The 15,819-nt window shown below is 75.7% G+C and carries 25 protein-coding genes; 6 read left to right on the top strand and 19 right to left on the bottom strand.

Annotated elements, in window-relative coordinates:
* Positions 1–88 precede the first annotated feature (88 nt).
* Entirely contained in the window at positions 89–1,276 is a 1,188-nt protein-coding gene (locus EBM89_RS02970; RefSeq protein ID WP_122147973.1) for a PrsW family intramembrane metalloprotease, read from the bottom strand.
* Positions 1,273–1,899, bottom strand: coding sequence for a hypothetical protein (locus EBM89_RS02965; protein ID WP_147463429.1), 627 nt, complete (start codon positions 1,897–1,899; stop codon positions 1,273–1,275). Before EBM89_RS02965 ends, EBM89_RS02970 begins: the two co-directional genes overlap by 4 nt.
* 132 nt (positions 1,900–2,031) lie before the next feature.
* Between EBM89_RS02965 and EBM89_RS02960 the strand changes: the two genes are divergently transcribed.
* Complete coding sequence (locus EBM89_RS02960) at positions 2,032–2,256, top strand: hypothetical protein (RefSeq protein WP_122147971.1); 225 nt, start codon at positions 2,032–2,034, stop codon at positions 2,254–2,256.
* Between the two features lie 29 nt (positions 2,257–2,285).
* Here the strand turns inward: EBM89_RS02960 and EBM89_RS02955 are convergent, their stop codons facing one another.
* Positions 2,286–2,561: a hypothetical protein gene (locus EBM89_RS02955; protein ID WP_122147970.1), complete on the bottom strand. Its 276-nt coding sequence runs from the start codon at positions 2,559–2,561 to the stop codon at positions 2,286–2,288.
* Complete coding sequence (locus tag EBM89_RS02950) at positions 2,558–3,019, bottom strand: hypothetical protein (RefSeq protein ID WP_122147969.1); 462 nt, start codon at positions 3,017–3,019, stop codon at positions 2,558–2,560. Before EBM89_RS02950 ends, EBM89_RS02955 begins: the two co-directional genes overlap by 4 nt.
* An 87-nt stretch (positions 3,020–3,106) precedes the next feature.
* On the opposite strand from EBM89_RS02950, the gene EBM89_RS02945 reads away from it, so the two are divergent.
* A complete protein-coding gene (locus EBM89_RS02945) occupies positions 3,107–3,409 on the top strand; it encodes a hypothetical protein (RefSeq protein WP_147463428.1) in 303 nt (100 codons plus the stop codon).
* 12 nt (positions 3,410–3,421) lie between these two features.
* On the opposite strand, the gene EBM89_RS02940 is transcribed toward EBM89_RS02945, so the two are convergent.
* From EBM89_RS02940 to arr, 3 genes are read right to left on the bottom strand one after another with little or no spacing between them, the layout of a single operon-like run.
* Positions 3,422–3,841: a hypothetical protein gene (locus tag EBM89_RS02940; RefSeq protein WP_122147967.1), complete on the bottom strand. Its 420-nt coding sequence runs from the start codon at positions 3,839–3,841 to the stop codon at positions 3,422–3,424.
* A gap of 7 nt (positions 3,842–3,848) precedes the next feature.
* The gene (locus EBM89_RS02935; RefSeq protein WP_122147966.1) at positions 3,849–4,181 is read right to left on the bottom strand and encodes a hypothetical protein; all 333 of its coding nucleotides are present in this window, start codon (positions 4,179–4,181) and stop codon (positions 3,849–3,851) included.
* Positions 4,182–4,203: 22 nt separating this feature from the next.
* Positions 4,204–4,614, bottom strand: coding sequence for an NAD(+)--rifampin ADP-ribosyltransferase (arr, locus tag EBM89_RS02930; RefSeq protein WP_122147965.1), 411 nt, complete (start codon positions 4,612–4,614; stop codon positions 4,204–4,206).
* A gap of 43 nt (positions 4,615–4,657) precedes the next feature.
* Between arr and EBM89_RS02925 the strand changes: the two genes are divergently transcribed.
* The gene (locus EBM89_RS02925) at positions 4,658–5,056 is read left to right on the top strand and encodes an SMI1/KNR4 family protein (RefSeq protein WP_158609464.1); all 399 of its coding nucleotides are present in this window, start codon (positions 4,658–4,660) and stop codon (positions 5,054–5,056) included.
* On the opposite strand, the gene EBM89_RS21000 is transcribed toward EBM89_RS02925, so the two are convergent.
* The 5 genes from EBM89_RS21000 to EBM89_RS02900 all read right to left on the bottom strand — a co-directional run bounded on the left by EBM89_RS21000 (position 5,053) and on the right by EBM89_RS02900 (position 7,480).
* Positions 5,053–5,331, bottom strand: coding sequence for a hypothetical protein (locus EBM89_RS21000; protein WP_158609462.1), 279 nt, complete (start codon positions 5,329–5,331; stop codon positions 5,053–5,055). The genes EBM89_RS02925 and EBM89_RS21000 overlap by 4 nt on opposite strands.
* 10 nt (positions 5,332–5,341) lie before the next feature.
* Complete coding sequence (locus EBM89_RS02915; RefSeq protein ID WP_122147963.1) at positions 5,342–5,554, bottom strand: hypothetical protein; 213 nt, start codon at positions 5,552–5,554, stop codon at positions 5,342–5,344.
* A gap of 45 nt (positions 5,555–5,599) precedes the next feature.
* Positions 5,600–6,013 carry an arsenate reductase ArsC gene (locus tag EBM89_RS02910; protein ID WP_122147962.1) on the bottom strand — a complete coding sequence of 138 codons (414 nt, stop codon included), beginning with the start codon at positions 6,011–6,013 and terminating at the stop codon, positions 5,600–5,602.
* Between the two features lie 86 nt (positions 6,014–6,099).
* Entirely contained in the window at positions 6,100–6,834 is a 735-nt protein-coding gene (locus EBM89_RS02905) for a GOLPH3/VPS74 family protein (protein ID WP_122147961.1), read from the bottom strand.
* A 73-nt stretch (positions 6,835–6,907) separates the two neighbouring features.
* A complete protein-coding gene (locus EBM89_RS02900; protein WP_122147960.1) occupies positions 6,908–7,480 on the bottom strand; it encodes a DUF4303 domain-containing protein in 573 nt (190 codons plus the stop codon).
* Positions 7,481–7,523: 43 nt separating this feature from the next.
* Here EBM89_RS02900 and EBM89_RS02895 point away from each other — a divergent pair, with 43 nt between their 5' ends.
* Positions 7,524–8,357, top strand: a complete 834-nt coding sequence (locus EBM89_RS02895) for a TrmH family RNA methyltransferase (protein ID WP_122147959.1) — start codon at positions 7,524–7,526, stop codon at positions 8,355–8,357.
* 35 nt (positions 8,358–8,392) lie between these two features.
* Here EBM89_RS02895 and EBM89_RS02890 read toward each other — a convergent pair whose 3' ends face one another.
* Complete coding sequence (locus tag EBM89_RS02890) at positions 8,393–8,563, bottom strand: DUF1059 domain-containing protein (RefSeq protein ID WP_122147958.1); 171 nt, start codon at positions 8,561–8,563, stop codon at positions 8,393–8,395.
* A gap of 51 nt (positions 8,564–8,614) precedes the next feature.
* Positions 8,615–9,715: an EAL domain-containing protein gene (locus EBM89_RS02885; RefSeq protein ID WP_158609460.1), complete on the bottom strand. Its 1,101-nt coding sequence runs from the start codon at positions 9,713–9,715 to the stop codon at positions 8,615–8,617.
* Between the two features lie 177 nt (positions 9,716–9,892).
* Between EBM89_RS02885 and EBM89_RS02880 the strand changes: the two genes are divergently transcribed.
* Positions 9,893–10,669 (top strand): DinB family protein, encoded by a 777-nt coding sequence (locus tag EBM89_RS02880; protein ID WP_369408617.1) that lies wholly within the window; start codon positions 9,893–9,895, stop codon positions 10,667–10,669.
* A 6-nt stretch (positions 10,670–10,675) separates the two neighbouring features.
* On the opposite strand, the gene EBM89_RS02875 is transcribed toward EBM89_RS02880, so the two are convergent.
* The 4 genes from EBM89_RS02875 to EBM89_RS02860 all read right to left on the bottom strand — a co-directional run bounded on the left by EBM89_RS02875 (position 10,676) and on the right by EBM89_RS02860 (position 13,746).
* A complete protein-coding gene (locus tag EBM89_RS02875; protein WP_122147956.1) occupies positions 10,676–11,407 on the bottom strand; it encodes a hypothetical protein in 732 nt (243 codons plus the stop codon).
* 64 nt (positions 11,408–11,471) lie between these two features.
* A complete protein-coding gene (locus EBM89_RS02870; protein WP_233571502.1) occupies positions 11,472–12,761 on the bottom strand; it encodes an RNA polymerase sigma factor in 1,290 nt (429 codons plus the stop codon).
* A gap of 83 nt (positions 12,762–12,844) precedes the next feature.
* A complete protein-coding gene (locus EBM89_RS02865; RefSeq protein WP_122147954.1) occupies positions 12,845–13,276 on the bottom strand; it encodes a YciI family protein in 432 nt (143 codons plus the stop codon).
* A 134-nt stretch (positions 13,277–13,410) separates the two neighbouring features.
* A complete protein-coding gene (locus tag EBM89_RS02860) occupies positions 13,411–13,746 on the bottom strand; it encodes a cupin domain-containing protein (RefSeq protein ID WP_122147953.1) in 336 nt (111 codons plus the stop codon).
* Between the two features lie 126 nt (positions 13,747–13,872).
* Here EBM89_RS02860 and EBM89_RS02855 point away from each other — a divergent pair, with 126 nt between their 5' ends.
* Positions 13,873–14,610 (top strand): methyltransferase domain-containing protein, encoded by a 738-nt coding sequence (locus EBM89_RS02855; protein WP_122147952.1) that lies wholly within the window; start codon positions 13,873–13,875, stop codon positions 14,608–14,610.
* A 9-nt stretch (positions 14,611–14,619) separates the two neighbouring features.
* On the opposite strand, the gene EBM89_RS02850 is transcribed toward EBM89_RS02855, so the two are convergent.
* Positions 14,620–15,777, bottom strand: coding sequence for an AI-2E family transporter (locus EBM89_RS02850; RefSeq protein WP_122147951.1), 1,158 nt, complete (start codon positions 15,775–15,777; stop codon positions 14,620–14,622).
* Between the last annotated feature and the right edge of the window lie 42 nt (positions 15,778–15,819).

The following is a 15,819-nucleotide window of genomic DNA, read 5'->3' as shown; positions in this document are numbered from 1 at the left end:
GCGGCGACGACGAGGTAGAGCGCCTAGATGGCCAGGCCGATCCAGGCTGGGGGTTGCACGCGCACGAGCACTCCTTCGGAAGGGGATGTCAGCGGTGGCGCAGCCGGTCGATCTCGGCGCGGGAGTGCTTGACAGCCGGGCTGACCTGGCCGTCGCTGTCGGACAGGTCGTGCGCCAGGTCCAGCGCGGCGGCGAGCACGTGCTTCTCCCGCCGGCGGCTGACACCCTCGGCCCGAGCCCGCACGGCGGCTCGTCGGTCGCGCCGACGGTGGCTGCGCTCCCCCACCAGCGCCTGGAGCTCGACGTCGGTCAGCACGCCGGCCTCGACCTCGGGGGCGAGGACGTCGTGCAGGTAGCCGCGCTCGCGGTGCGCGCCCCAGCGCAGGGCCAGGAGCAGGATCGCGACGCTGGCCAGGGTGATCGCGAGCATCAGGCCGGACACCGCGAAGCCGTTGCCATCGGCGAGGGCGGCCGCCGAGTCCCAGGTCCCGTGGACGAGCATCGCCCCGAGCACCAGCAGCACCCCGCGTCCGACCCTCCGGGGCTGCGCGCGGGTGCCGACCAGGTAGATGATGCCGGCGGCGAAGATGGCGGTGTACATGGCGTGCGAGGCCACGCCGGTGGCGGACCGCAGCACGAAGGTGTGCAGCACCGAGCCGACCTGGTCGACGCCGAAGTTCTCGTAGGCGCTGTTCTGGCCGTAGAGCATGTCCTCGAGCACCTGGAAACCCAGCCCGACGAACGCGCCGACGATCAGCCCGTCGTACACGGTGCGGATGACGCGCGGCGCGAGGCCGAGCAGCAGGACGAAGACGGCGGCCTTGGCGGTCTCCTCGACGAACGGCGCGGTCAAGCCGGCCTTCCAGTCGGTGGCCCACGCCTGGCCGAACAGCTTGCCGTACAGGTCCATCAGGGCGGCGTTGCCGGGCAGCGCCATCGCCCACGGCGCGGCGATCCCGCCGCCGACGAACGCCGCCACGGCGAGCGAGGCGGGGGTGCGCTCGTAGCGGTCGACGTGGCGCAGGAACAGCACGAACAGCAGGCCGAACACCCCGGCCGACCCGACGGCGGCGAGGTTGGCCTCCGCGAACACCTCGGCCGTCGGGGCAGCGAGCTCGTACAGCTGCCGCGCGCCGAGCGCGACGGCGAGCAGGTACACCCAGAAGCACAGGTTGCGCGGCTGCAGGAGGCGGAACCGGGCGCCCCACCCGGACTCCTCGATCGCGGCGGCGCGCCGCTGCTCCAGGCCCGGTGCGGGGACGGTGGTCGTGGTCATCGCGTGGCCTCCTCGGCGGTGAGCGAGGCGATCATCGCGTCGACCTCCCCGGTCAGGGCCGTGACCTGCGCCGGGGCGCCGACGACCTGGATCTCGATGCCGGTGCCGTCGACGACGAACGCCGTCACCGTCCCGGTGCTGGAGGCGGAGGTGAAGTCCTGCTCGACCCCACGCAGACCCGAGGCGGTCGTGACCGCACGCTCGTCGCCGGAGACGTGGAAGCCGCTGCTTCCCGCGCCGGTGATCCGCTCAGCCTGGGCGAGCAGCCGATCGGGCTCCTCGGTGAACGGCCCCTGCAGGATCGAGAACACCACGCCGTCCTTGACCAGCACCGTCTGCTGGGCGGACTCCTGCCCGCTGCGGGTGTCGTCGGTGGTCCGCAACCCGCTCACCACGCCCCACCCGGGCGCCGCCGTCAGCGTCGTGCCGTCGGTGACCTGGATGGCCTCACCCGCCCGGATCGGGTCGTCCCAGGCGACCTGGGCCGCGACCCACGGCGCGACCCACGCCCAGAGCGCGATCACTCCCAGGGCCACCAGCGCGTACGGGATGGACCTGCGGTCCATCCCCAGCCAGCGGTGCTCCACCGGCACCCGGACCTCGTCCACACGCGCTGTCAACACAGCGGCCCCCCGGCGCTCGACTCGACCTGTGAGGGAACTGTGACACGGAAGGCCTCGCCGGGCGAGGCCTTCCGACCTATGGATCGCTCCTCGTGGTGGTCGTGCGGTTCCCGTCCCGTTACCTTCGGCGACATGCTGCCGGAGGCCCCGTCGAGCGACTACCTGCTGCTCACGCTCATCATCGCCGTCACCGGTGGTGTGCCCTACGCCGTGATGCTCGTGGCTCCGGTGGTCCTGCGGCACCGTCGCGAGGCGACCGAACCGCGACGGACTGCGCCCGCCTGGGTGCTGGTGGCGGTGCCCGTGCTGCTCGTCGCGTGGTGGTTCGCCGCGGCGTGGCTCTTCCTCGCGGACTGACCCGCGGGTCCGCCTCGTGGCTCGCCTGGTCAGCGCTCCGCGCCGCGCAGGGCGACGAGCGCCGCGTGGTGCTCCGCGAGCATCGCGTCGGCGTCGATCCCCCCGGCCTCCGCGCGGGCCCATCGCCGGGCGGACTCCCGCACCCGGTCCGCGGGGTCGTCGGGCAGGTCCTCGTCGAACCGGCGCAGCAGGACCCGCTGCGCGACCTTCGGGTGCGCGGAGCGGGCCTCGACGTCGAGACGGGCACCGAGGTGCCGGACGAGGTCGGGGTCGCCGTCGTGCTGCGCGAGCCGGGCGCGCCTCACGACGGCGGACTCGGACGGGGTCCCACCGTCGGAGTCGCCCGGGGGGCCCGCCCGCGGGGGGGGGCGCGGCGGGGGTGCGCGCCCCGGGCGCCCCCCCCGCCGGCGGACTCGACGGGGGTCCACGCGTCGTAGTCGCCCGTGAACTCGACCTGCTCGGCACCCGTGACGGCCGTCCGGGCGGCGTCGAGGTCCCCGGCGACGTAGGCGGCCCAGGCGTCCGCCGCGCGGGCGTCCCACGTCGCGGGCAGCCACGGCACCGGTCCGTCGACCGGGGTGAGCCGGTCCCCGTCGGCCGGGCGCAGCGCCGCGTCGCCGGGCGCGGACCGCACCGTGCCGTCCACGAGGTGCACGGTGACCGTCGTGCCGTCGGGGTCGAGCCACTCGACCCGGTCCACGGGCGAGCCGGTCAGGCCGTCGTCCAGCACGACGGCGCCCTCGGGGAGGTCGCGCAGCAGCATGCGGGAACCGTACTCGGCGGGGCGTGACGGCGGTGGGTGCGCGGTGGGACGATCGTCGAGGCGCCGCACCCCCGTCCGGAGGTCACCATGACCAGCAGCCGCACCCACCCGGGATCCCACCCGCGCCGCTCGTTCCTGTCCTTCCGGTCGAGCGGGTCGGTGCTCTCCGTCGGGTCCACGGACTCGGTGCTCTCCATCGGCAGCATCGGGTCCGTCGCGTCGGTGGGGGGCATCAGCTCGATCGCGTCCGTCGGCTCGATCGCGGCGGTCGCCTCGATCGGGTGCTGGCTGGCCGTGGGGTCGGTGCTGTCCGCGGTCTCGGTCAGGTCGGTGCTGTCGTGGTGCGCGTCGGGGGCGAGCCTCGCCGCCCCCGAGAAGCACAGGCGGTAGGCCGGGGGCTCCTCACGCCCCGGTGCCTGCCGCGGCCGTCCGCACGGCTGCGAGCGCGGCTAGGACCGGGTCGAGCCGCAGCCCCTGGGCGCTGCGGGGCACGCGCGCGGCCGCGAAGCCGCGGACCAGCCACCCCGCGACCTCCTGGGCGGCGTCCGCCGGCAGGGTGTGCGAGGCGTGCTCGTGCGGGACGGCCACGGTCAGCAGCAGCCGGGACCGTGCCGCGGAGTACCGCATGGTCGCCGCGAACCCGCCGGCTCCGTGGTCGGTCGTGCTCCCGCCGATCCACACCTCGAGGTCGAGGAGGCCGACGCCGTCGACGGCCACCGGGGCGAGCGCCGCCTTGAGGCGGTGCCGGACCGCGACGACCCCGGGCAGGAAGGTCGCGCCGACCTCCGGGCCGCCCATGCGGCCGCCGAGCGTCACGTCCACGGTGCGGTCACCGCTCCCACCGGTCGGCCGGCAGGTCCTCCCCCGGCCCGACGGCCGCGAGGTCGGCGAGCGCCGCGTCGACCTCGTGCCGGTGCAGCGCGTACTGGACCGGGTAGTCGACGCCCTGCCCGCCGACGGTGAGGTCGATCGTGTCGTCGTCCTCGTCACCGTCGGGCTGGTCCGCGGTGACGGCGTTGGCGACGGAGTCCCCCGCGGTGGCGGTGAGCACGAAGCGCTCGGGCCCGCCGCCGACCATGACCTCCCACTCCCCGATCCGGTCGGCCACGAGCGTCTCGTGCACGCCGTCGAGTCCGTCCACGCGTGCGGCCAGGCTGGTCATGAGCCCAGGCTACGGTGCGGTGTCAGTTGATGATCTCGCCGCGCGCGTCGGCGGCGAGGACGGCGAGGCGCGCGCGCCAGGTGGCCAGGGCCTCGGGGCTGAGCCGGGGCCAGCCGTCGACCTCCCGGACGACGCGCAGCGGTGCGGTGCTGCGGTAGGACCGCGTGGGGTTGCCGGGGAACTTCTTGTCGGTGACGTTCGGGTCGTCCTCGTAGGAGCCGGTGGGCTCGACCTCGTAGACCCGGGGCGCGGCGTCGCCGGGCGCCAGCTCGGCTGCCAGGCCGGCGCCGTCGACCACGGCCGTGAAGTAGACGTGGTTCATGACGACCTCGGGCCGGTAGTTCGACCGGAAGCCCGCGGTGAGGAGGTCGCCCTCCCCCAGATCGGCCTTCGTGCCGTGGAAGAACGGGCCCGTGTCGCGCACCTGGTTCACGTCCCTCAGGGTAGGCGGCGGGGCTCCGTGGCACCATGACGCCGTGGACGACTGGCACGAGGAGGGCGCCCCGGTCGACGCGGCGCTGCTGGCCGCGACGGAGCGCGCGATCGGCACCGTGCTGCCCGCACCGCTGCGCGAGTTCTGGGCCCGGCACAACGGCGGGTGGCCCGAGGATGACGAGCCGCATCCGCTCGGGGTGCACGGCTACGTCCCGCTCGGCGAGGGCCCTACCTGCGTGGTTGCGCTGCACGCTGATCTGGTTGACGCCGATCCCGACCTCGCGGGGCTGATCCCGTTCGCCTACGACGCGGGCGGCAACACGTTCCTCGCGCCGGGGGCCGGGGCGGACGACCGGCCGGTGCTGTGGCTGCACCAGGAGGGGGCGGCGGTCGCGCTGGACCACCCCCTGGCGGCGTTGCTGCCGCCCGACGCGCGCTAACCGAGCAGGTCGAGCAGCTCCCGGGCGCGGGCCCGCTCGTCGTCGAGCACGTCGTCCGCGTCGGGGAGGTCCGCGGCGAGGGCCTCGGTCAGCACCTCCCGCGCCGCGGCCGCGTCGTGCTCGGCGAGCAGGTCGCCGAGCACCACCAGCGCCTGCACCCGCACCGTGCCCGCGGGCGCACCGTCGAGCAGCGCCCGCAGGGTCCGCTCCGCGCCGGCGGGGTCCCCGCGGTCCGCCAGCATGAGGGCCTTGTGCAGCGCGAGCCGGTCGTCCACGCCGGGCACGCTACCTCGCCGGACCCCGACGACGGCGCTCGCGCAGGTTCCACGACGCGAGGTACGCGCCCACGGCGAACTGCGCCGCCGCGACCACCGCGCTGAACACGCGCTCGTCGAGCGCCGCCGACACGCACAGGTAGAGGCCGCACAGGGCGACGACCGCCCCCGCGACGATCTGCGTGGTGCTGCCGGGCCGCCTGGACGTCTGCTCCTCAGCCATCACGCGAGTCTGCCAGGGGCGGGTCGGGCGCGCGGTGGGAACGGGTCAGCGACCGACCGGCTCGACCCCGAGGTCGGCGAGCAGGGCCACGACCCGCCCGCGGATCTCGTCGCGGATCGGCCGGACCGCCTCGATCCCCTGCCCGGCGGGGTCGGCCAGCGCCCAGTCCTCGTACCGCTTGCCGGGGAACACCGGGCAGACGTCACCGCAGCCCATCGTGATGACGACGTCGGACGCCTGGACGGCGTCGGTGGTGAGGACCTTCGGGCGCTCCGCGCGGATGTCGATGCCGACCTCCAGCATCGCGTCGACGGCGACCGGGTTGATCTGGTCCGCAGGGAGCGAACCGGCGGACCGGACCTCGACGGCGCCGCCGGACAGGGCCCGCAGGAAGCCCGCGGCCATCTGGGAGCGCCCGGCGTTCTGCACGCAGACGAACAGGGCGGAGGGGGTGGACATCGGGGTTCCTCGAGGAGTGTGCGGCGGGCGTTGCGCCGAGCGTACGGGAGCCGCCCGACCTCGCCGCGACCTGGCGACCGGCCGCGTCACCGCCCGGTGGTCGCGCTCGCGGCGACCGCGACGCTCGCCGCCGTGATCGTCGCGATGGTCCGGCGGACCGCCTCGGCCGCCTCGGCGGCGCCCCAGTCGGCGGCCTCCAGGGCCTTGCCCCGGTCGTGCACGGCACCGGACCACGGGATGTCGCGGTGCAGCGCGGGCAGGCTGCCGCTCGCGGACAGCAGGGCGGCGAGCGCCGCGGTGCGGTCGTCCGGCTCGGCGCCGTCCACGAGGGCGGCGCGGACCGGGGCGAGGAGCGTGTCGCGGCGGCCGGTGCCGCCGTCCACGAGGGCCTGGGTGGGGAACAGCCCGAGGAACCGGCGACGTTCGGTGCGCAGGTCGCCGCGGACCACGAGCCGGTCCACGGTGGGCGCGCGCAGGACGGGGCCGATCTCGGCGATGAGGACCTGCACGTCGACGGGGCTGCGGGCGGCGCGGTCCCAGGCGGGACGCAGCAGCGGGTCGCCGGGGGCGTCGCCGGTGGCCTCGACGAGGCGGCCGCGCCAGGTGCTGCGGTCGGCGATGACCAGGCGCTCCTGGACGGCGAGGTCGACCAGGACCCCGCCGGCGAGGACGTGGAACAGCGGCATGCCCTCCCCCGCGAACGTGCCGGAGCGGGGGTCGAGCAGCAGGAGCAGCAGGTCCTCGACGAGCGCGGGCCGGTCGGGCACGGGCGGATCGGGCACGGGCGGGTCGGGCACAGGTGCGTCGGGCGGGACGGTCATCGGTCCTCCTCGGGGGTGACGGTGATCCGGTGCGCGCGGTCCGGGGCGATCGGAGTGGCCGCCGCCGGGGTCGTCAGGTGTCCGCGGCCAGCTCCGGGAAGTGCTGCCGCAGCTGCTCGGGCGTCACGCTGAGCGGGACCAGGTCGGCGGCCTCGTCGAACGCGACGGCCACGAAGTCGGCGTCGACGGTCTCGTCGGCGACCAGCACCTCCCGCGCCGCGGCGGCCGCGCGCGGGAACACCCGCAGGTACGTCTCGTACACCCGGTCCCACTCGACGAAGTCCTCCGTGGCGACCGCCTGCGCCGCCGCGGCGACGTCCTGGCAGCGCGCGGCGAGCGCGTCCTGCGCGGCGTCGGGCTCCGTGAAGTACGGCAGGTCCGCGCCCGACCAGCGCAGCGCGTCCTCGCGGTCCGGCATGCCGAGCTCGTCGGCGTAGCGCGCCACGACCGCGGCCAGCGACTCGTCGGTGCCGACGGACACGCACGGCCAGGCCATGGCGGTGCCGTCGCCGTAGAACTCGTGCGGGACGGCGCCGTACACGTGCTCGTCGGGGTGCGCGGTGCGCACGGCACGGACGGCGGTCACCACCTGGGCGGTGGCCGCGGCGAGCAGCGCTTCGAGGTCGAGCCCGGTGGTGGCGTCCACGGCGCGAGCCTAGCCGGTGCGCCGGTGGCCATAGGGTGACCGCATGTCGACGGCAGCGCAGCAGGTCACGACGCGCAACGCGCGCTTCCAGCAGTGGCAGGCGCTGCTGACCAACCGGAACAAGCGGCAGCGGCTGCGGCAGTTCGTCGTGCAGGGCGTGCGGCCCATCACGGTCGCGCTGGAGCAGGGCTGGACGGTCGAGGCGCTGCTGCTCGACCGCGACCGGACCCTCTCGCCCTGGGCGCGGGACGTGCTCGGTGCCACGGACACCGTGCGCTACGCGCTGTCGCGCGACCTCATCGCCGAGCTCGGCGAGAAGGGCGACGACGCCCCGGAGCTGGTGGCCGTGCTGCGGATGCCGGAGGACGACCTCGCGCGGGTCGAGGTGGGTGCGGACTTCCTCGGGGTGCTGTTCGACCGGCCGACCAGCCCGGGCAATCTCGGGTCGGTCATCCGGTCCGCGGACGCGTTCGGCGCGTCCGGGGTCGTCGTCTCGGGGCACGCCGCCGACCCGTACGACAGCGCGGCCGTGCGCGCGAGCACGGGTTCGCTGTTCGCGGTGCCGACGGTGCGGGTCCCGTCGCCCGCGGAGGTCCTCGACCGGATCGCGGCGCGCCGTGCCGCCGGCGTGCCGGTGCAGCTCGTCGGCACCGACGAGCACGGCGACGCGGAGGTGTTCGACGCCGACCTCACCGCGCCGACGCTGCTGCTGGTCGGCAACGAGACGAGCGGGCTCAGCGCGGCGTGGCGCGAGGCGGCGGACGTGATGGTGCGGATCCCCATGACGGGGTCGGCGAGCTCGCTGAACGCCGCGAACGCGGCGAGCGTCGTGCTCTACGAGGCGCGTCGGCAGCGGCTGGCGGCAGCGCGCCGCTGACGCCAGGCCGTCAGCGGGTCAGGGGCGTCGGGGCGTCAGGCGGGGACCATCGCGGCGCGGACCTGCGCGACCAGCGCGTCGGGCACCTCGGTGAGGCCGTGGTCCTGCGTGGCGTGCGCGGCGACCTGCGCCAGGATGTCGTCCTCGGTGCCGGTGAACGCACGGGCGCAGCCCGGGACCACGTCGCCGCAGCGGAATGCCTTCATGGGGTGTCGTCTCCTCGTCGGTGGTCGGCCCGGTAGGGCGACCTGTGTCCTCTATCGGACGATCGCGTCCGGTCCTTCATCGCTGAGCGCCAGCATCACCCGGTCCAGGTCCACCACGCCGACCACGGCACCGTTCGCGTCGGTGCACACCAGCGGGTCCCAGCGCTGCTGATCGGGGCGCAGCATGGCCCGTCGCGCGACCTCGACCACGGACGCGCTCGGCGCGACGGTCATCGCCGGGACCCAGTCGCCCGCGCGCGTGCGGACCTGCTGCACCAGCCCGTTGGCCGCCAGGCGCACCCCGCCGTCCTCCCCCGCCGCCACGGGTCGCACCACGCTGGCGACCGCTCCGGTGAGCGAGACCCGCGCGGCGGTGGCCCGCAGGTGCGCCGCCTGCCCGGGCACGAGGTCGGTCACCAGGTCGGGCCCGGGCCGCCCGAGGGCCCAGCCCTGCCCGAGCGGCACGCCGAGGGCGACGACCGCGTCGAGCTCGGCGGCGGTCTCGATGCCCTCGGCGAGGATCCAGCCGTCCATGCGCCCGACGAGGTCGCCGAGCACCTGCACCAGCGCGCGCTTCACCGGGTCGGCGTCGAGGCCGCTGATCAGCGCGCGGTCGAGCTTGACGACGTCGGGCCGCAGGGCGAGCAGCAGCTCGAGTCCCGCGTAGCCGGTGCCCGCGTCGTCCATGGCGACGAGGGCGCCCGCCGCCCGGGCGCGGTCGAGCACGGTACGGCCGTCGTCGTCGGCCCGGCTGTGCTCGGTGAGCTCCAGCACCAGGCGGGAGAGGTCCGCGTGCTGCCCGAGGACGTCGGCGACGCGGTCGTCCGCGAGCAGGTGCGGGTCGACGTTGACGGTGAGGAACGTGTGCGGCGGCAGGTCCGCGCGGCGGGCCACGGCCCGCTCGAGCACGCGCGCCTGGAGCGCGGCGTTCGCGCCCCACCGGTCCGCCGCCGCGAACCACCGGTCGGGCGACGCCTGCCACGGTCCGGTGAACCGCGACAGCAGCTCGTAGCCCGCGACCGTCCCGGCCGCGAGGTCGACCACCGGCTGCGCGTGCAGGGCGTGCAGGGCCGGGTCGTCGAGGACCGCCCGCAGCGCGTCGCGCCACCGCGGGTCGTCGGTCGGCGGCGGGTCCGGGTGCTCGTCCGTCACCGGCTCCCCCTCGGGTCGTGCCGGCGTCGGGCGCGCCGGGCAGGTCGTCATGGTCGCCGACGGAGCGACGCCCGGGTTCGCGACGCGCCGGGCGGGCCCGGAGGAGGCCGGGTGGAGACTGGGTCCACGACGACGAGGCGGCACGCGATGGCGCGAGACGGGACGGGGTGGGGGCACGTGACCGGGACGGGCGGGGCGGACGGGATGGACGGGACGGACGGGGCGGGCGAGGCAGGACGACGGGAGTTCGTGGACGCGGACCTGTCGGGGGCGCGGTTCGTGCGGAGCAGCCTCGCCGGGGCGGTGCTGCGCGGCGTCGACGTGGACGGCGCGGACCTGGACGCGCCCTGGCTGCCGGAGGGGCGGTTCCTGGTGAACGGGGTGGACGTCGTCCCGTACGTCGAGGCGGAGCTCGACCGGCGGTTCCCGGGCCGGGCGCTGCGACGCGCGACTGACGCCGACGGGCTGCGGGCGGCGTGGGCGGCGGTGGAAGCCACCTGGGCGGCGACGCTGGAGCGGGTCGCCGCGATGCCCGCGGGGACGGTCGACGTGTCGGTGGCCGGCGAGTGGACGTTCGCGCAGACCCTGCGGCACCTGGTCATGGCGACCGACACCTGGCTGCGCCGCGCGGTCCAGGAGGTGCCCGAGCCGTACCACCCCATCGGCCAGCCGAACACCGAGTACGCGACCGACGGCTACGACCTCGCGGTGTTCAGCGCATCCGTGCCGACGTACGCGGAGGTGCTGGCGGTCCGCGCGGAGCGGGTCGCGATGGTGCACGAGCATCTGGCGTCGCTCACCGACGCCGACCTGGTCGGCGTGCGCCGCAACCCGTGGGGGCCGGAGCACCCGGAGACGGTGCTGTCCTGCCTGCACACCGTGCTGGAGGAGGAGTGGGAGCACCACCGGTACGCCGTGCGGGACCTCGACACGATCGCGGCCGGACGGGCGTGAGCCGGCTCAGGCGCCGGTGACCAGTCCGAGCACGAACGGGCCGAGCAGCAGGCCGAGCAGGAACGCCCACCCACCGGTGAGGCGGCTGCGGGGCGCGACGAGGGTCCGGCGCGACCACAGCGGCGTCGGCTCCAGCACCAGGTACGCCAGCGCGACCGGCCAGGCGGCGCCCCACAGCCAGAACCACGCCCACCGCGTCGCGAGCCGCGGCTCGGGCCCGGCGGCCAGCGCCACCACGAACCCGACCGCCCACGCGGCGACCGGCAGCGCGGCGACGGTCACCGAGCCCGGCAGCATCAGCCCGGTGGGCGGCATCCGGTCCACCGTGACGACCTCGACGTCCCGGGGCGACGCCGCGGCGGCCGCGAGCACGTCCCGGCCCTCGTCCTCGCCGGGGTCGTCCGTGCCCTGGTCACCGGCGAACCGGACGGTGTAGGTCCCCGTCGCGGGCCGGCCGTCGCCGGACCACCGCACGGCGTAGGTACCGGCCTCCCCCGGTGCCGTCGGCCGCTCCAGGGTCACGGCGGCGACCTCGACCGCCGCCAGGGCGCTCAGCAGGTCGTCGACGCTGCGCTGCACGGGCTGGAGCGCGGCGCCCACGACGGCGACCAGCAGCGGCACGAGCAGGGCGAGCCGCACGAGGAGGTGCCACCGGCCCGAGGGCAGGACCTCGCGCGGGAGGTCGACGGCGCCGTCGAGCGGCGGGTCGATGACGTCGGTGGTGGTGGCGGAGGACATCGCCGTCCACGCTAGCGGGGCGACGCGCCGCGGGTGGGAGGTTCCGGCGACCCGGATCCGCAGGTCAGCCGCTGGGCTTGCTGGGCCTGCTGGGTTCGTCGGGCTTGCCGGGCTTGCCGGACTTGCCGAGCGCGGCGAGCTTGCGGGCCAGCGTCTCGCGGTCGCGCGCGCCGGGGCAGCGCGCGACGGCCGTCGCCAGCGCGTCCCGGGCCTCGTCCGCGCGTCCCAGGCGGGTCAGCAGCTCGCCCCGCACGGCCGGGAGCAGGTGCGTCCCGGCGAGCGCCTTGTCGGTGGCGAGCGCGTCGACCAGCGCCAGCGCCGTGCCGGGGCCGCGGGTGTGCGCGACGGCGACCGCGTGGTTGAGGTCCACGACCGGTGACGGGGCGATCCGCGCCAGGGCCTCGTAGAGCAGCACGACGCGGTCCCAGTCGGTCGCGGCGACCGACTTCGCGAGCGCGTGCTGCTCGGCCACCGCGGCCTGCAACCCGTACGGGCCGAGCCCCCGGCCGACGCGCCCGGCGGCGGCGAGGGCGGCGCGCCCCCGCCGGATCGCGGCGCGGTCCCAGCGGCGCCGGTCCTGGTCCTCCAGCAGGACGGCCGACCCGTCGGGCGCCGTGCGGGCGGGGAACCGCGCGGCCGTGAGCTCCAGCAGGGCGAGCAGCCCCAGGACTTCGGGCTCGTCGGGCTGCAGCCGGGCGAGCACCCGCGCCAGGCGCACCGCCTCGCGGGCGAGGTCGTGCCGGATGAGGTCGTCCCCCGACGTCGCCGACGAGCCCTCGGTGAAGACCAGGTACAGCACCGCGAGGACGCTGCCCAGCCGCTCGCGCCGCTCGGGGCCGTTGGGGACGGCGAACGGCACGCGCGCCGCCCCGAGCGTCCGCTTGGCCCGGGTGATCCGGGCCTGGACGGTCGCCGTCGGCACCAGCAGCGCCCGGGCGATCTCGTCGCTGGTCAGCCCGCCGACGACGCGCAGGGTCAGCGCCACCTGCGCCTCGCGGGACAGCACGGGGTGGCACGCCACGAAGATCAGCGCGAGGACGTCGTCGTCCACCCGGTCGGGGTCGGCGAGCCCGTCGGCGCCCGCCGCGGTCCCGTCGAGCCCGCCGCTCGCGTCGAGGGCGCGACCGATCGCGGCGTACCGCTCGTCCAGCGCCGCGCGCCGCCGGTAGGCGTCCACGGCGCGGCGCCGACCCGCGGTGATCAACCACCCCGCGGGTCGGGCGGGCACGCCGTCCCGCGGCCAGGCGACCAGCGCCTCGGCCAGCGCCTCCTGGGCGACGTCCTCGGCGAGCGCCAGGTCGCCGGTGGACCGGGCGAGCGTGGCGACGATCCGGGCGGCGTCGGTCCGCCACACCGCCTCGACGGCGGCTCGCCCCGCTCCCGCCGTGCTGGTGGCGGGAGCGGGGACGGCGTCGGGGTCGGGAGCGGCACCGTCGGTCAGAGCTGCCCGGTGCGCTCGCGCCACGCGCGCTCCCGCTGGATCCACGGGTTGTCCTGCGGGAACTCGTCGATGCTCGCGATCCGGCGGACCTCGATCCGGGAGCCGATCCCGGCCACGGGCGCCCGGCGCGCCCACTCGACGGCCTCCGCCCGGGACGCGACGTCGAGGATCCAGAACCCGGCGAACAGCTCCTTGACCTCGCCGTACGGGCCGTCAGTGACCAGCGGCGGGGTCGCCGAGTGGTCGACCACGACGCTCTCGGCGGGGTCGTCGTCGAGCCCGTCCATCGCGAGCAGCACGCCCGCGGCGACGAGCTCCTCGTTGAACCGGCTCATCGTCTCGATGGACCGCTCGTACTCCTCCGCCGACGGCGGGGTGGCCGGCGGCGCGGCCTGCTCGGTCGAGCGCAGGATCAGCATGTACTTCACGGTGCACCTCCGGGTGGGTGGGGGGTCCGGGGCGGACCCCCGCACCCCCTGGTCGAACGGGGACCCCGCGGATCGACACCGGGCCGGATCAGACCGAGGCCGGATCAGACCACGGCCGGTTCAGACCGGCCGGATCAGGCGGGCGGGGCCGGCTCGGTGCCGGTGACGGTGGTGAGCAGGATCGCCGCGTCGCTCAGCGCCTCGACGCCGTGCCGGTCGTGGGTGAGCGTCGTGAGGAACCCGGCGGGCAGCGTCTCGACGTCGTCGGCGGTGGTGACGGCGACCGTCCCCCGCAGCACGAGGATGCTCCCGGCGGGCGGCGAGGAGTGCTCGGCGAGCCGGGTGCCCTTGGTCAGGGCGATGACGGTCTGCCGCAGCGGGCCGTCGTGCACGACGAGGTGCGCGCTGCGGCCGTGCGGGTCGGCGTGGGCGAGGTCGATGCGGTCCTGCGCGAGCTGGTGGGTGTCCATGCGGGGCCTCCCGGCGTCGTCGGCGGTACTCCCCCACTCAACACGCCCGGGGCGTCCGGGGCCATCCCGACCCGCGCGCGCCTATCGACTGGCGGTCGGGACGCCGCGGGTGCGAGCGTCAGGACCATGACGCACGAGGACATCTGGACCGAGGCGACCGCAGCGCGGTACGACGAGTCGAGCGCCGCGATGGCCACGCCGGAGGTGCTGGGTCCGACGATCGACTTCCTCGCGGCGCGGGCGGCGGGCGGTGCGGCGCTGGAGCTCGCGGTCGGGACGGGCCGGGTGGCGCTGCCGCTGTCGGCGCGCGGGGTCCCGGTCGCCGGGATCGAGCTGTCCGCGCCGATGGCGGCCCGTCTGGCGGCGAAACCCGGTGCCGAGCGGGTCCCGGTGACGATGGGCGACATGAGCACGGCGACCGCCCCGGGCCGGTTCCGGCTGGTCTACCTCGTCTACAACGGGATCACGAACCTGATGACGCAGGACGCGCAGGTCGCGTGCTTCCAGAACGCAGCGCGGCACCTGGAGCCGGGCGGGGCGTTCGTCTGCGAGGTGTTCGTCCCGCAGCTGCGCCGCCTGCCGCCGGGCGAGGTGGCGCTGCCGTTCGACGTCAGCGACGCGCACCTGGGCTTCGACCGGTACGACGTGGTGCACCAGACGCTGGTGTCGCACCACTACACGCGCGAGACGGACGGCAGCACCAGCACGGGCCGGTCGCCGCACCGGTACGTGTGGCCGGCCGAGCTGGACCTCATGGCCCGGATCGCCGGGATGGCGCCGACCGAGCGGTGGGCGGACTTCACCGAGGCGCCGTTCGAGGCGGAGAGCCCGTCGCACGTCTCGGTGTGGCGGACGCCGGGGTGACCGGGGCGCTCAGCGTCCGGCGACCGTCTCCCGTCGTTTCTGCTGCGCGGGTCGCGCGGGCTCGTGCTCGCCGTTCCACACCTGGATCGCGCCCCAGATCGACGCCGCGATCGGGACGGCCAGGACCGCGCCGGTGATGCCCGCGAGCACGGTGCCGACGGTCAGGGCGACGAGGATGACCAGCGGGTGCAGGGCGAGCGAGCGCGCCATCACGACGGGCTGCAGCAGGTTGCCCTCGAGCTGGTTCACCACGACGACGATGGCGACGACGATCAGCGCCTCGGTGAACCCGTTGGCGACGAGCGTGACGAGCGCGGCCAGCACGCCGGCCAGCGTGGCGCCGACGAGCGGGATGAAGGCCAGCAGGAACACGAGCACCGACAGCGGGATCGCGAGCGGCACGCCCATGATCACCAGCCCGAGCCCGATGCCGATCGCGTCCACGGCCGCGACGATCGCGGTGCCCCGGACGTAGCCGCCCATCGTCCCGACGGTGCGGCTGCCGATCCGCTTGCCGCGCGCGTAGTGCGCGCCCTCGAACGGGCGGAGGAGGAACTCCCAGATCGCGGGGCCGTCCTTGAGGAAGAAGAACAGCACCACGACCATGACGGCGAACCCGGTGAGGAAGTTCGCCCCCGCGGACAGCCCGGCCACCGCGCCCGACCCGAAGGTCGACGAGGTGAGGAACCCGGTCACGGTCTCCCGGAAGTCGGCGATCTGCTGGTCGGTGATCTCGATCGGCAGGCCGGACAGCGAGTCCTGCAGCTCCCCGAACCCGGCGACGGCCTGGTCCGCGAGCGTGTCCCACTGGTGGATCACCGAGTACACGACGGCCGTGAGGATCCCGCCGAGCACACCGACGACCAGCACCAGCGCGATCCAGGTCGCGGCGATGGACGGCATGCGCCGACGCAGCCACGCGACCAGCGGGTACATGGCGCTGGCCAGCACCAGCGCGATGAGCACCGGCACCACCACCAGCGTGAGCCGGGTGATCGCCAGCACCGCCACGGCGACGACGGCGAGCAGCGCGAGCACCTGCACGGACCGGGTCCCGATCCGGCCGAACCCGTCCGCCCACAGCGCCCCGGCCCCGCGCTCCGGCGGTGTGCCCTGCGGGGCGACGACCGGCGCCTCCGACGTCGACCTACGTCGCCCGAACCACATGTGCCAGTCCCTCTCGTCCGCCTGTGTGACCTCGGACGTTAC

This window comes from Cellulomonas triticagri (genome assembly GCF_003696205.1).
In the GTDB taxonomy this organism is placed as follows: domain Bacteria; phylum Actinomycetota; class Actinomycetes; order Actinomycetales; family Cellulomonadaceae; genus Cellulomonas; species Cellulomonas triticagri.
This window is presented reverse-complemented; position numbering and strand designations above follow the sequence as displayed.